The sequence below is a fragment of the Bradyrhizobium jicamae genome, assembly GCF_018130215.1.
Lineage (GTDB): Bacteria > Pseudomonadota > Alphaproteobacteria > Rhizobiales > Xanthobacteraceae > Bradyrhizobium > Bradyrhizobium jicamae_A.
On sequence record NZ_JAFCKQ010000027.1, the window covers coordinates 1 to 12,684 of the forward strand.

General features: G+C 66.0%; 13 protein-coding genes. 6 read left to right on the plus strand and 7 right to left on the minus strand.

The window, feature by feature from the left end; translation table 11 throughout:
• Positions 1-103, minus strand: a 103-nt coding sequence (locus tag JQ586_RS41175; protein WP_212397385.1) for a hypothetical protein, incomplete at its 3' end; no start/stop codon positions are given.
• A 123-nt stretch (positions 104-226) separates the two neighbouring features.
• Here JQ586_RS41175 and queF point away from each other — a divergent pair.
• Positions 227-703: a preQ(1) synthase gene (gene queF / locus JQ586_RS25090; protein ID WP_212397292.1), complete on the plus strand. Its 477-nt coding sequence runs from the start codon at positions 227-229 to the stop codon at positions 701-703.
• A 4-nt stretch (positions 704-707) separates the two neighbouring features.
• Here the strand turns inward: queF and JQ586_RS25095 are convergent, their stop codons facing one another.
• The 5 genes from JQ586_RS25095 to secG all read right to left on the minus strand — a co-directional run bounded on the left by JQ586_RS25095 (position 708) and on the right by secG (position 5,564).
• Complete coding sequence (locus JQ586_RS25095) at positions 708-1,916, minus strand: MFS transporter (protein WP_212397293.1); 1,209 nt, start codon at positions 1,914-1,916, stop codon at positions 708-710.
• A 16-nt stretch (positions 1,917-1,932) separates the two neighbouring features.
• Positions 1,933-2,811 carry a 3-deoxy-8-phosphooctulonate synthase gene (gene kdsA / locus JQ586_RS25100; RefSeq protein ID WP_212397294.1) on the minus strand — a complete coding sequence of 293 codons (879 nt, stop codon included), beginning with the start codon at positions 2,809-2,811 and terminating at the stop codon, positions 1,933-1,935.
• Between the two features lie 119 nt (positions 2,812-2,930).
• The gene (locus JQ586_RS25105; RefSeq protein WP_212397295.1) at positions 2,931-3,257 is read right to left on the minus strand and encodes an NIPSNAP family protein; all 327 of its coding nucleotides are present in this window, start codon (positions 3,255-3,257) and stop codon (positions 2,931-2,933) included.
• A 109-nt stretch (positions 3,258-3,366) separates the two neighbouring features.
• Positions 3,367-4,998: a CTP synthase gene (locus JQ586_RS25110; RefSeq protein WP_212397296.1), complete on the minus strand. Its 1,632-nt coding sequence runs from the start codon at positions 4,996-4,998 to the stop codon at positions 3,367-3,369.
• Between the two features lie 167 nt (positions 4,999-5,165).
• The gene (gene secG, locus JQ586_RS25115) at positions 5,166-5,564 is read right to left on the minus strand and encodes a preprotein translocase subunit SecG (RefSeq protein WP_212397297.1); all 399 of its coding nucleotides are present in this window, start codon (positions 5,562-5,564) and stop codon (positions 5,166-5,168) included.
• A 204-nt stretch (positions 5,565-5,768) separates the two neighbouring features.
• Between secG and JQ586_RS25120 the strand changes: the two genes are divergently transcribed.
• Both JQ586_RS25120 and JQ586_RS25125 read left to right on the plus strand, forming a co-directional pair.
• Positions 5,769-6,335, plus strand: a complete 567-nt coding sequence (locus JQ586_RS25120; protein WP_212397298.1) for an XRE family transcriptional regulator — start codon at positions 5,769-5,771, stop codon at positions 6,333-6,335.
• A gap of 3 nt (positions 6,336-6,338) precedes the next feature.
• Entirely contained in the window at positions 6,339-6,872 is a 534-nt protein-coding gene (locus JQ586_RS25125) for a GNAT family N-acetyltransferase (protein ID WP_212397299.1), read from the plus strand.
• On the opposite strand, the gene tpiA is transcribed toward JQ586_RS25125, so the two are convergent.
• A complete protein-coding gene (gene tpiA / locus JQ586_RS25130) occupies positions 6,869-7,621 on the minus strand; it encodes a triose-phosphate isomerase (protein WP_212397300.1) in 753 nt (250 codons plus the stop codon). The two genes, JQ586_RS25125 and tpiA, sit on opposite strands and share 4 nt — an antisense overlap.
• A gap of 166 nt (positions 7,622-7,787) precedes the next feature.
• Between tpiA and JQ586_RS25135 the strand changes: the two genes are divergently transcribed.
• The 3 genes from JQ586_RS25135 (at position 7,788) to trpD (ending at position 12,674) form a co-directional block, all read left to right on the plus strand.
• Complete coding sequence (locus JQ586_RS25135) at positions 7,788-9,476, plus strand: AMP-binding protein (protein ID WP_212397301.1); 1,689 nt, start codon at positions 7,788-7,790, stop codon at positions 9,474-9,476.
• 204 nt (positions 9,477-9,680) lie between these two features.
• A complete protein-coding gene (locus tag JQ586_RS25140) occupies positions 9,681-11,588 on the plus strand; it encodes a peptidylprolyl isomerase (protein ID WP_212397302.1) in 1,908 nt (635 codons plus the stop codon).
• Between the two features lie 72 nt (positions 11,589-11,660).
• Positions 11,661-12,674, plus strand: a complete 1,014-nt coding sequence (trpD, locus tag JQ586_RS25145) for an anthranilate phosphoribosyltransferase (RefSeq protein ID WP_212397303.1) — start codon at positions 11,661-11,663, stop codon at positions 12,672-12,674.
• Positions 12,675-12,684: the final 10 nt, after the last annotated feature.

Genomic DNA, 12,684 nt, shown 5'->3' on the forward strand with positions numbered 1-12,684 from the left:
CGCGGCCGACCGACCCATCCTCCAGCACGACATCGACCTCGACCGTGGGATTGCCGCGGCTATCAAGGATTTCGCGGCCGATGATGTCGATAATGGCAGTCATGAGAACCTCTTTGGGCAGTGAGGGGGTCGGATCGCGGTGCTTCTACCGCAATGCATCGGGGCGGAAAAGGCCGGTGACGGCCGCCGGATCATTGAGTAAAGACGCCGCACGGAGACCCCATCCATGGCGAAAAAGTCCAGCAAATCGAACCTGTCAGGCGACCTGCAACTCGGCCGCGCGGTGGAATGGCCGGATACGCCGGAAAAGGCAAAACTCGATCGCGTGCCTAATCCGCAGGCTGGTACCGATTATCTGGTACGCTTCGCGGTGCCGGAGTTCACCTCGATCTGCCCGGTAACGGGACAACCGGATTTCGCGCATCTGGTGATCGACTATGTGCCCGGCCGCTGGCTGCTCGAATCCAAGTCGCTGAAGCTTTACGCCGCGAGCTTCCGCAATCACGGCGCCTTCCACGAGGATTGCACCGTGATGATCGGCAAGCGGATCGCCGCCGAGATCAAGCCGAAATGGCTGCGCATCGGCGGCTACTGGTATCCGCGCGGCGGCATCCCGATCGACGTGTTCTTCCAGACCGGCCGGCTGCCGAAGGGGATCTGGGTGCCCGACCAGGGCGTCGCGCCCTATCGCGGGCGGGGTTAGTCATCTAGGGCTCGACGTCCGGTCGTGCGGCCGCGTCTGCCGGACGCCGCTGCTTGAGGAATTTCGCGCACACAAAGCCGAGCGCGGTGATCACGGCGGCGGACGTGATCATCGTCGCCGTCTTGCCGGCGTGCTGCAGGCCGAAGCCGTAGGCGATCGGGCCGACGGTCTGGCCCATGAAGAAAAAGAACGAATGCAGTGACAGCGCGGTGGCGCGCGCTTCGACGGAGAGTTCGCTGGCAAACACCTGCAAGCAGCCGTGGATCATGTAGAAGCCCCAGCCCATCACCAAGAGGCCGAGCATCTGCGGCTTCCAGCCGAGGCCGAACGCGACGGCGCCAAGCGTGATCCCGACCAGCGTCGCGCCCGCGATCATCATGCCCTTGACGCCGAGCCACGGCAGCATGCGCGATACCGTGAGCGTGTAGAACAGCCCGCCGATGGCGAAGCCCGCGATCACGATGCCGGCGATCGACAGCGAGGTCTCGCCGAGCTGGAACAGGAACGAGGCGATGAAGGGAAACAGCCCGAGCACGCAGCAGCCTTCGACGAAGACGGCCGAGTAGCAGATCCGCGCATTCGGATTGGTGAAGATGGTGCGATAGCCGTGGCGGAGCGCGGTCAGGCTGGTGCGCGGTGGACGCGATAGCGCCGCACCGCGAAAGCCGGCCGCGACCGCCAGCGCCACGATGATCACGAGCCCGCCGAGCACGGCGAGCACGCCGCGCCAGCCGAGCAGATCGCCGATCAGCCCGGATGCCGTGGCGCCGAGCAGGTTCCCGGTCATCGAGCCCGCCAGCGTCCGCCCGATCGCCAGCTGCCGCTTGTCGGGGCCGACCAGATCACTGGTCAGCGACAGTGCCACCGGAAACACGCCACCCGAGCCGATGCCGGCGAGGATGCGGGTTGCGAACAGCACCGGGAAGGAGGTCGACAGGGCACCGAGGATATTGGCGACGCCGAGCAGCACGAGGCAGATCGTCATCAGCCGCGCCTTGCCGAACAGATCGGCGGCGGCGCCGATCGCCGGCTGGACGATCGCGAAGGTGAAGGCGAACACCGCGGCAAAGCTCGCCGCGGTCGCGATGCTGACGCCGAAGTCCTCGGCGACGTGCGGCAGCACCGGATCGAGCGCGCGGACCGACAGGCTGGCCGCGAAGGTCGCCAGCGTGATGACGTTGAGGGCCGGCGGCATGCCGCTCTTTGCGGTCATGTCAGCCTCCGCGGCGTCAGGACGGCGTCTTGGCGAGCGCGTCCTTGGCGAGCGCGTCCTTGGCGAGCGCGTCGAACTGCATCAGCCGCCGGACGAGGGATTCGAAATCGCGCAGCGGCACCATGTTCGGACCATCCGACGGCGCATGATCAGGATCGGGATGGGTCTCGATGAACACGCCGGCGACGCCGACCGCGACCGCAGCGCGCGCCAGCACGGGCACGAATTCGCGTTCGCCGCCCGACGAAGTACCCTTCCCGCCCGGCTGCTGCACCGAATGGGTGGCGTCGAAGATCACGGGCGCGCCTGTCGTGCGCGCCAGGATCGGCAGCGCGCGCATGTCCGAGACCAGCGTGTTGTAGCCGAACGACGCGCCGCGCTCGGTGACCAGCACATTGGCATTGCCGGAACTGGTGAGCTTGGTGACCACGTTCGCCATGTCCCAGGGTGCCAGGAACTGACCTTTCTTGACATTGACGACCTTGCCGGTCGCGGCCGCCGCCAGCAGCAGATCGGTCTGCCGGCACAGGAAGGCCGGGATCTGCAACACGTCGACCGCCTGCGCCACCTCGGCGCACTGGGCGGGCTCATGCACGTCGGTCAGCACGGGCAGCCCGAGCGAGCTTCGGATCTCCGCAAAGATCGGCAGCGCCTGCGCCAGGCCGATGCCGCGCGCCGCCGAAGCGCTGGTGCGGTTGGCCTTGTCGAAGGAGGTCTTGTAGACCAGCCCGATCTTCAGCCTTGCCGCGATCTCCTTCAGCGCGGACGCGACTTCAAGGGCGTGGGCGCGGCTCTCGAGCTGACACGGGCCGGCAATCACGGAGATCGGCAACGCGTTGCCGAATTTGGCCGGCCCGACCGGTACGATCGGTGCTGCGGAGGACGTGGTCGTCACTGGGTTTCCCTTAAAATTCGCGCGAACCTTGCCGGTCCGCGTGGTCAGGATCAACCCTGTCGAGCCCTTGAATAACAGGGTTGCAAGGCTTTGCCTTCGGCCCGTTGGCTTCGCGCGGGCTACTTAACCGACGAGAACGCGGTCGGCACCAGCAGCTGGTTGACGACATTGAGGACGATCTGGCCGTCCTCCTCGGTCTTGGCACGCGCGGATATCCACTCCGGATCCGACAGGAACGCAGTCCATTTCTTCTCCCGCTCGGCCAGCGATTCCCAGGCCAGGAGGTAGGTCAGCTCCTGGTTGGACTCGCCGACCAGCGTCGTGAAGAAGCCGGCCTGCCTGATGCCGTGCTTGTCCCAGAGCTTCAGCGTGACGGTCTCGAAGCGCTTCAGCAGCGCCGGCAGCCGGCCCGGCATGCAGCGATAGACGCGGGACTCATAGATCATCGGATGGTCCTCCCTGTTGTTACGGGAGGTTATAGCTGCCCGGGCCCTGCCCTGTCTTGATCGGGCCACGCACAGCGCACGGCCCGTTGCGCATGTCTGGCGCTCGCCGTCAAACCAGCCGGCTCTGCTTCGCCGCGGCCTGGATGAAGGACGCGAACAGCGGGTGCGGCTCAAACGGCCGCGACTTCAGCTCGGGGTGGAACTGGACACCGATGAACCAGGGATGGTCCTCGTACTCGACGATCTCGGGCAGCACGCCATCGGGCGACATGCCGGAGAAGCGCAGGCCGTGCTGCTCGAGCCGGTCCTTGTAGGCGGTGTTCACTTCGTAGCGGTGGCGGTGACGCTCGGAGATCTCGGTGGCGTCGCCATAGACCTGCGAGACCCGGCTGCCGCGCTTCAGCGCCGCCGGATAGGCCCCGAGCCGCATGGTGCCGCCGAGGTCGCCGCTGTGCGACCGCTTCTCCAGTTCGTTGCCGCGCAGCCATTCGGTCATCAGGCCGACCAGGGGCTCGCTGGTCGGGCCGAACTCGGTCGAGTTGGCGTCCTCGATGCCGACCAGGTTGCGCGCCGCCTCGATCACGGCCATCTGCATGCCGAAGCAGATGCCGAAATACGGCACGTCGCGCTCGCGCGCGAACTGCGCCGCCTTGATCTTGCCTTCCGCGCCGCGCTGGCCGAAGCCGCCGGGCACCAGGATGCCGTTGACGTGCTCGAGGAAAGGCGCCGGGTCCTCGTTCTCGAATACCTCGCTCTCGATCCAGTCGAGATTGACCTTCACCTTGTTGGCGATGCCGCCATGCGAAAGCGCCTCGATCAGCGACTTGTAGGCGTCCTTCATGCCGGTGTACTTGCCGACGATCGCGATCGTCACCGCGCCTTCCGGATTGCGGACGCGCTCGTTGATCACGTTCCAGCTCTGCAACGCCGGCGGAATCTTGGGCGCGATGCCGAACGCGGCCAGCACCTCGTCGTCGAGACCGGCGGCATGATAAGCCTCCGGCACCGCATAGATATTGTCGACGTCGCGCGCCTCGATCACGGCGCTTTCGCGCACGTTGCAGAACAGGCCGAGCTTGCGCCGCTCCTCCTTCGGGATCTCGCGATCGGTGCGGCACAACAGGATATCGGGCTGGATGCCGATCGAGCGCAGCTCCTTCACCGAATGCTGCGTCGGCTTTGTCTTGAGTTCGCCGGCACTTGGAATGTACGGCAAAAGCGTCAGATGAATGTAGACGGCGTGATCGCGCGGCAGCTCGTTCTTGAGCTGGCGGATCGCCTCGAAGAACGGGAGGCCCTCGATGTCGCCGACGGTGCCGCCGATCTCGACCAGCACGAAGTCGTACTCGTCGTTGCCGGAGAGCACGAATTCCTTGATCGCGTTGGTGACGTGCGGGATCACCTGGATGGTGGCGCCGAGATAGTCGCCGCGGCGCTCCTTGGTGATGATGTCCTGGTAGATGCGCCCGGTCGTGATGTTGTCGGCCTTGGTGGCCGGCCGACCGGTGAAGCGCTCGTAATGGCCGAGATCGAGGTCGGTCTCGGCGCCGTCGTCGGTCACGAACACTTCGCCGTGCTGATACGGCGACATCGTTCCGGGATCGAGGTTGAGATAGGGGTCGAGCTTGCGGAGGCGGACCTTGTACCCGCGAGCCTGCAGCAGTGCGCCAAGCGCCGCCGATGCCAGACCCTTTCCGAGCGAGGAAACCACGCCGCCGGTGATGAAGATGTACCGCGCCATGGGACTCAACCTTTAATCCGACTCCTGCGATTCGCAAAACGAATCGCCCGCTCCCGGCAAACTATCTGCCGGGCTGTGGGTGACATTAAATTGAAAGCGATTTCAGTGCTCTAATGGGGGTTTTGAATGCAGGACGCCAGAGCCTCATCCTGCATGGCCACCCTGCTTTATTGGGACTTTGGCGCCTGCGGCTCGCTCGGAGCCTGCCGGCCCTGCTGCGCCTCGTCTGCCTTCTTCAGCGAATCGAGGATGCCGCCCGAGGTCGGCGTGCTGATCGGAGCGGACGGGGCGCCGGCCGGCTGGGTCTGCGCCGGGGTGCCGGTGCCGATGATCGAACTCGGCTGGCGATTGTAGCCGGCATACCAGGACAGGAACAGGCTGGTCAGGAAGAACCCCGCCGCCAGCACCGCCGTCGTCCGCGTCAGAAGATTCGCGGTGCCGCGGCTCGACATGAAGCCGGCGCCACCTCCCATGCCGAGGCCGCCGCCCTCGGACTTCTGCAGCAGCACGGAGCCGATCAGGACGACGACGATCATGAGGTGGACGACGATAACGACAGTCTGCATTGCGAGCCTTCCGTCACAAGCCCGGAAGCGGCCAGGCGATCGGCGCTATCGGCTTTGCGGGTTTCGTGAAGTTGCGCCCTGTTACACGATTGCACCGGGCATTGTCACCCCCGAGATAGTCGCAGTCGCTCCTATCACAAGCAATGCGAACCGCCGGCGGCGCGGGACTTGATCGCGGCCATTCTCTTCTCTTATAATAGACGAATGGATACTTTAATTGACGACACCGGGTATCGCCTGGCGCAACGCATCCGGCTGGAACGCGACGGCCGGGGCTGGTCGCTGGCCGACCTGGCCGACCGGTCCGGGGTCTCCAAGGCCACGATCAGCAAGATCGAGCGCGCCGAGGTCAGCCCCACCGCGGTCGTGCTGGTGCGCCTCGCGGCGGCCTTCGACCTCACGCTGGCCGGCCTGATGCTGCGCGCCGAGGGAGAGGGCGAACGGCTGTCGCGCGCCGCCGGGCAGCCGGTCTGGCGTGATCCCGAAACCGGCTACCTGCGCAAACAGGTGTTCAGCCGCCCCGACCATCCGGTCGAGCTGGTGCGGGTCGAGCTGCCGCCGAGGCAGCGCGTCACGCTGCCCGCCTCGTCCTACGCCCATATCCGCCAACTGGTCTGGGTGCTCTGCGGCGACCTCGTCATCACCGAAGGCGGTACGCGCCACATGCTGGAGGCCGGAGACTGCCTCGGCTTCGGCTCGCCGGCCGAGACCACCTTCGCCAACGAGACATCAGCCGCGTGCACCTACGCCGTCGCGCTGGCCCGGAGCTGAAGCATGCCGAACCTTTCGATCAAGCCGCTGCATGACCAGCCGGACATCCGCAACGCGCTCTCCGAAATGCTGGTCGAGACGGTCGCCAATGGCGGCTCGGTCAGCTTCATGCATCCGCTGTCATCGGACGATGCCCGCGCGTTCTGGAAGGACTCGCTCGCCGCAGCCGCCCGCGATGAGCGCATCGTGCTCGGCGCGTTCGACGGCACGGAGCTGATCGGCACCGTGACGCTGCTGCTGGCCCTGCCACCCAACCAGCCGCACCGGGCCGAAATCGCCAAGATGATGACCCGCGTCGCGCACCGGAAGCGCGGCGTGGCGACCGCGCTGATGCGGGCCGCCGAGCGGCTGGCCATCGAACGCGGGCGCACCCTGCTCGTGCTCGACACCGCGGTCGACGAAGGCGCTTCGCCGCTCTACGAGCGACTGGGCTTCCAGCTCAGCGGGATCATCCCGGACTACGCCTTGAAGCCGCATGGCGGGCTCACCGGCACGATGATCTACTGGAAGCGGATCGGGGCCGCAGCTGCGGCCTAGCAGCCGGCCGCGATGGCGAGGAAATCCGACGCCTTCAGGCTGGCGCCGCCGACCAGGGCGCCGTTGACATTGGCGACGCCCATCAGCTCGGCGGCGTTGGACGGCTTGACCGAGCCGCCATAGAGGATCCGGATTTTCGCGCCCTCGCCCTTGAAGCGTTCGCTGAGCACACCGCGGATGAACCTGTGAACCTCTTCGACATCCTTCGCCGTCGGGGTGAGACCGGTGCCGATCGCCCAGACCGGTTCATAGGCCACCACCAGCTTGGCCGCGGTCGATCCGTCGGGCAGCGAGCCCGCAAGCTGGCTGCCGCAGATATCGAGTGTCTTGCCGGCGTCGCGCTGCTCGCGCGTTTCGCCAATGCAGACGATCGCGGTCAGACCCGCCCGCCAGGCGGCCTCCGCCTTCTGCCGGACCAGCGCATCGCTTTCGCCATGATCGGCGCGGCGCTCGGAATGGCCGACGATGATCGCGGTTGCACCCAAATCCGCAAACATTTCCGACGAGAGATCGCCGGTATGCGCGCCCGACGGCTTGGGATGGCAATCCTGGGCCCCGACCGCGACCTTGTCGCCGCGCGCTCTGTCGGCAAAGGCTCCGACCAGCGTCGCGGGCGGGCAGACAAGGAGGTCCGCCTTGGTGGCCAAGGGGCCTGCGCCCGCCAGCATCGCCTCGAACTCGGCCATCGAGGATTTAAGGCCGTTCATTTTCCAGTTGCCGGCGATCAGCGGCCGGATGGCATCGGTCATGTCACAAGTCCCCTTCGATCAAGCTGGTGCATCCGCTATCAGAGCCGCGCCCCGGACTCCAGAGCCGGCAGGCGATGAGCCGAACCGGCCGCCCGATTTCGATCGACTCTTGTGCAGACACCGCGTTTAGTTGCGGCATCCGGCGACTGCACCAGGGGGGCCTGACATGCCGATCACCGAAAGCCACGTCCGCGGCGCGACCGATACCCCACTGATCGAAGACACTATCGGGGACTTCTTCGACAGGGCCTGCGAACGGCTGTCCGGCCGCGAGGCGCTGGTCGTGCGGCACCAGGACATCCGCTGGACCTACGGCGAGTTTCGCACACGGGTCGATGCCCTTGCCGCCGGCCTGCTGGAACTGGGACTGAAGCCCGGCGACCGGGTCGGCATCTGGTCTCCCAACAACGCCGAATGGATCCTCACGCAGTTTGCCACCGCCAAGGCTGGCCTGATCCTGGTCAACATCAACCCGGCCTATCGGGTTGGCGAGCTCGAATACGCACTCAACAAGGTCGGTTGCACCGCGCTGATCACCGCGGCCTCATTCAAGACCAGCGACTATGTCGAGATGCTGAATACGCTGGCGCCGGAAATCGCGACCTGCGAGCCCGGACATCTGGACTCGGCGAAGCTGCCGTCCCTGAAAATCCTGATCTGCATCGGCGCCGATGCGCCCGGCTTCCTCCGCTTCGACCGGGTGCCGGGAATGGCGACGGCGCGATCGCGCGAGCAATTGGCGGCGCTGGCCGGCGAGCTGCGCAACACTGACGCGGTGAACATCCAGTTCACCAGCGGCACCACGGGATCGCCCAAGGGCGCCACGCTCAGCCATCGCAACATCCTCAACAACGCCTTCTTCGTCGGCCGGACCATGGGGCTGCGCGAAGGCGACCGTTATTGCATCCAGGTGCCGCTCTATCATTGCGGCGGCATGGTCGTGGGCACACTGATGTCGATCGTGCATGGCGCCACCATGGTGCTTCCGTCGGAATGGTTCGATCCGCTTGCCTCGCTCGAAGCCATGCAGGCCGAGCGATGCACCGGGGTCGGCGGCGTACCGACCATGTTCCTTGCCATGCTCAACCACCCCGAATTTACCCGCTTCGACCTGAGCTCGCTGCGCACCGGATGGGCTGGCGGCGCCCCCTGTCCGATCGAGATGATGAAGCGCTGCCTGACCGACATGCACCTCGTCGATTTCACCAACGTCTTTGGCATGACCGAGACCAGTCCGGTTTGCCTGCAGACCGCCGCCAACGACCCCATCGAGCGCAAGGTCGGCAGCGTTGGTCGCATCCATCCCCATGTCGAGGTGAAGGTTGTCGACGCCGATGGCAGGACGGTACCGCCGGGCACGCCCGGCGAGTTCTGCACGCGCGGCTATTCGGTGATGCTGGGCTATTGGAATGATCCGCAGAAGACCCTCGAATCGATCGATGCCGACGGCTGGATGCACACCGGTGATCTCGGCATGCTCGACGCCGAGGGCTATGGCAACGTCGTCGGCCGCAGCAAGGACATGGCGATCCGCGGCGGCGAGAACATCTATCCGGTCGAGATCGAGAATGTCCTCTACCAGCATCCCGCGGTCGCAGATGCCCAGGTGTTCGGCGTGCCCGACGAACGCTTTGGCGAAGAGTTATGCGCCTGGATCAGGGTCAGGCAAGGCAACGCGATGACCGAAATCGACGTGCGATCGTTCTGCCGGGACCGCATCGCGCATTTCAAGATCCCGCGTTACGTTCGCTTCGTGGAGGAATTTCCGACCACGGTCACCGGCAAGATCCAGAAATTCGTGATGCGCCAGCGCATGATCGAGGAACTGGGGCTGACCGTGCAGAAGACAGCCTGACCCGGCGCGACATCCCCCTGCGGTAGTGCCTCAGTTTGAAGTTTCGGTGTGATCCGGGGTTCTGATGCCGGATTGTCGCTGAGGTTGCGGCCCGGCGGCTGCCACTTTATAAGCCTTTTCAATCCGGTGACGCCCTGCTGCGGGACATTCAGCCCCCGCCTCGGGCACGACCCGGTTCCCCTCCCTACAAGACAAGTTGGACCCATGCTTCGAGGAATGCGGAAAGCCTCATCAAACTGGCTCGGCAAGACGATTATGGCCGTGGTGATGGGCGTTTTGATCGTCAGTTTCGGTGTTTGGGGCATTGCCGACATCTTCAGGGGCTTTGGCCAGTCGACCCTCGCCAAGGTCGGCCATACCGATATTTCGACCGAGCAGTTCCGCCAGATCTATACCGACCGCCTGCAACAGCTTGGCCGGCAGTTCGGCCGTCCCCTGAGCCCGGACCAGGCGCGCGCCTTCGGGCTTGACCGGCAGGTCCTGCAACAGACCCTCGCCGAAGCGGCGATGGACGAGGAGGCCCGGCGCATGGGCCTTGGCGCGTCCGATGCGGAGGTGCTGCGCACGATCTACAGCGATCCGAACTTCAAGGGCCTGAACGGCCAGTTCGACCCGCAGCGCTTCCAGGCCACGATCCGCAATTTCGGCTACACCGAGGGCCGCTACATCGCCGAGCAGCGCCGGGTCGGGCTGCGCCGGCAGATCGCGGACACCATCTCGTCCGGCATCGAACCCTCGAAGTCCCTGATGGAGGCGCTGACACGTTTCCAGAACGAACAGCGCTCGATCGACTACATCAGGCTCGGCGCCGCGCAGGCCGGCACCATCGAGGCACCGTCGCCCGAGGCGCTCGCCGCGTATTTCGAGGAGCACAAGGCCCAGTTCCGCGCACCCGAATACCGCAAGATCGTCTTCGTTGCCATCACGCCCGCCGAGCTCGGCAAATGGGAAACCGTCTCCGACGAGGACGCCAAGAAGGTGTTCGAGCAGCGCAAGGACCAGCTCGGCGCGCCAGAGAAGCGCGAGGTGTCGCAGATCGTGTTCCCGAACGTCGACGAGGCGCAGGCGGCGCGCGCCCGCATCACGGCCGGCACGTCGTTCGACGACATTGCCAAGGAACGCAAGCTCAATCCGTCCGACGTCAATCTCGGCTTCGTCGCCAAGTCCGCCATCCTCGATCCTGCGGTCGCCGATGCCGCGTTCTCGCTGCCGTCGGGCGAGGTCAGCCAGCCGGTGAAGGGCAGCTTCGGTGTGGCGCTGGTGAAGGTCGGCGCGGTCCAGCCCGGCGTGACGCCGACCTATGAGAGCGTCGCGCAGCAAATCAAGAACGAGATTGCCAGCGAGCGCGCCCGCACCAAGGTCGGCGACCTCAGGGACAAGATGGAGGACGAGCGCGGCGGCGGCGCCAGCGTCGCCGAGGCCGCCAAGAAGCTCGGCCTGACGCCGGTCACCGTCGATGCGGTCGACCGCTCGGGCCACTTGCCGAACGGCCAGGTCGCGTCCGGCATCCCGCGCGGTCTCGATGTGGTGTCGCAGGCCTTTGGCAGCGACGTCGGCGTCGACAACGACCCGATCCAGTTCAACGGCGGCTATGTCTGGTATGACGTGCTCGGCATCACGCCGTCGCGCGAGCGCAATCTCGACGAGGTCCATGACCAGGTCGAGGCGAAATGGCGCGAGGACCAGATCTCGACCAAGCTGCGCGCCAAGGCCACCGAGATCGTCCAGAAGCTCGACAGCGGCAGCAAGCTCGCAGACGAGGCCACCGCCGCCGGCGTGAAGGTCGAGACGGCCGCGAAATTCCGGCGCGATGCCTCGGTGGCAGGCGTGCCGGCCGCCGCGATAGCGGCCGCGTTCCGCACCGCCAAGGATGGCGATGGCCAGACGCCGGTCGCCGGCGGCGACCAGTGGATCGTGTTCCGCGTCACCGACGTGACGGTGCCTCCGATCGATTTCAATTCCAAGGAGGTCAAGCAGCTCCACGAGGCCGTGAAGCGCTCGCTGAGCGACGAGCAGGTCGCGCAATACGTCACCAGGATCGAATCCGACATCGGCATGACCGTCAACGAGGCCGCCTTCGCGCAGGTGACAGGCGCAAACTCAAACAATTGAGCATGATCGCTGCGCAAGCGCGTTTCGCGTTTGTCGCACCGGGCGCGCCCAGCAACAGACCCGAGCCAGCGAATGGATGACCTGAAATCGATCATCGGAAAAGTCGCCACCGGCGCCACGCTGACGCGTGAGGAGGCAGCATCGGCCTTCGACAGCATGATGTCGGGCGAAGCCACCCCCTCGCAGATGGGCGGCCTGTTGATGGCGCTGCGCGTGCGTGGCGAGACCGTCGAGGAGATCACGGGCGCGGTGGCGGCGATGCGCGGCAAGATGCTGCGGGTGACGGCGCCGCCTGAGGCCGTCGACATCGTCGGCACCGGCGGCGACGGCTCCGGTTCGGTCAACGTCTCGACCTGTGCCGCATTCATCGTGGCGGGCGCCGGCGTGCCCGTGGCAAAGCACGGCAACCGCGCGCTGTCGTCGAAGTCGGGCGCGGCCGACGTGCTGGCCTCGCTCGGCGTCAAGATCGATCTCAACCCGGAGCGCGTCGGACGCTGCGTCTCGGAGGCCGGCATCGGCTTCATGTTCGCGCCCGCGCACCACCCGGCGATGAAGAATGTCGGTCCGACCCGGGTCGAGCTCGCCACCCGCACCATCTTCAACCTGCTCGGCCCGCTGTCGAACCCGGCCGGCGTCAAGCGGCAGATGGTCGGCGTGTTCTCGCGGCAATGGGTGCAGCCGCTCGCCCAGGTCTTGAAGAATCTCGGCGCGGACAAGGTCTGGGTGGTGCACGGCTCCGACGGCCTCGACGAGATCACCCTCACCGGCCCGACCTCGGTGGCGAGCCTCGAGAACGGCGAGATCAGGACCTTCGAGGTGACGCCCGACGAAGCCGGTCTCGGCCGGGTCGACGGCGAGGCGCTGAAGGGCGGCGACGCAGATGCCAATGCGATCGCGCTTTCGAGCGTGCTTCAGGGCAAGCCGAGCGCCTTTCGCGATGTCGCGCTGCTCAACGCGGCCGCCGCGTTGATCGTGGCCGACCGTGCCAAGGACCTCAAGGAAGGCGTCGCGATCGGCACGAAATCGCTCGACAGCGGCGCCGCGGCGGCGAAGCTGAAGCACCTGATCGCGGTTTCGAACGGTTGAGGTTGCCCTG

Bases quoted from the DNA above. Each gene is read 5' to 3' on its own strand.
- JQ586_RS25095 (WP_212397293.1), bottom strand. From the start codon at position 1,916: ATGACCGCAAAGAGCGGCATGCCGCCGGCCCTCAACGTCATCACGCTG.
- JQ586_RS25140 (WP_212397302.1), top strand. From the start codon at position 9,681: ATGCTTCGAGGAATGCGGAAAGCCTCATCAAACTGGCTCGGCAAGACG.
- secG (WP_212397297.1), bottom strand. From the start codon at position 5,564: ATGCAGACTGTCGTTATCGTCGTCCACCTCATGATCGTCGTCGTCCTG.
- JQ586_RS25135 (WP_212397301.1), top strand. From the start codon at position 7,788: ATGCCGATCACCGAAAGCCACGTCCGCGGCGCGACCGATACCCCACTG.
- tpiA (WP_212397300.1), bottom strand. From the start codon at position 7,621: ATGACCGATGCCATCCGGCCGCTGATCGCCGGCAACTGGAAAATGAAC.
- queF (WP_212397292.1), top strand. From the start codon at position 227: ATGGCGAAAAAGTCCAGCAAATCGAACCTGTCAGGCGACCTGCAACTC.
- trpD (WP_212397303.1), top strand. From the start codon at position 11,661: ATGGATGACCTGAAATCGATCATCGGAAAAGTCGCCACCGGCGCCACG.
- JQ586_RS25110 (WP_212397296.1), bottom strand. From the start codon at position 4,998: ATGGCGCGGTACATCTTCATCACCGGCGGCGTGGTTTCCTCGCTCGGA.
- JQ586_RS25105 (WP_212397295.1), bottom strand. From the start codon at position 3,257: ATGATCTATGAGTCCCGCGTCTATCGCTGCATGCCGGGCCGGCTGCCG.
- JQ586_RS25120 (WP_212397298.1), top strand. From the start codon at position 5,769: ATGGATACTTTAATTGACGACACCGGGTATCGCCTGGCGCAACGCATC.
- JQ586_RS25125 (WP_212397299.1), top strand. From the start codon at position 6,339: ATGCCGAACCTTTCGATCAAGCCGCTGCATGACCAGCCGGACATCCGC.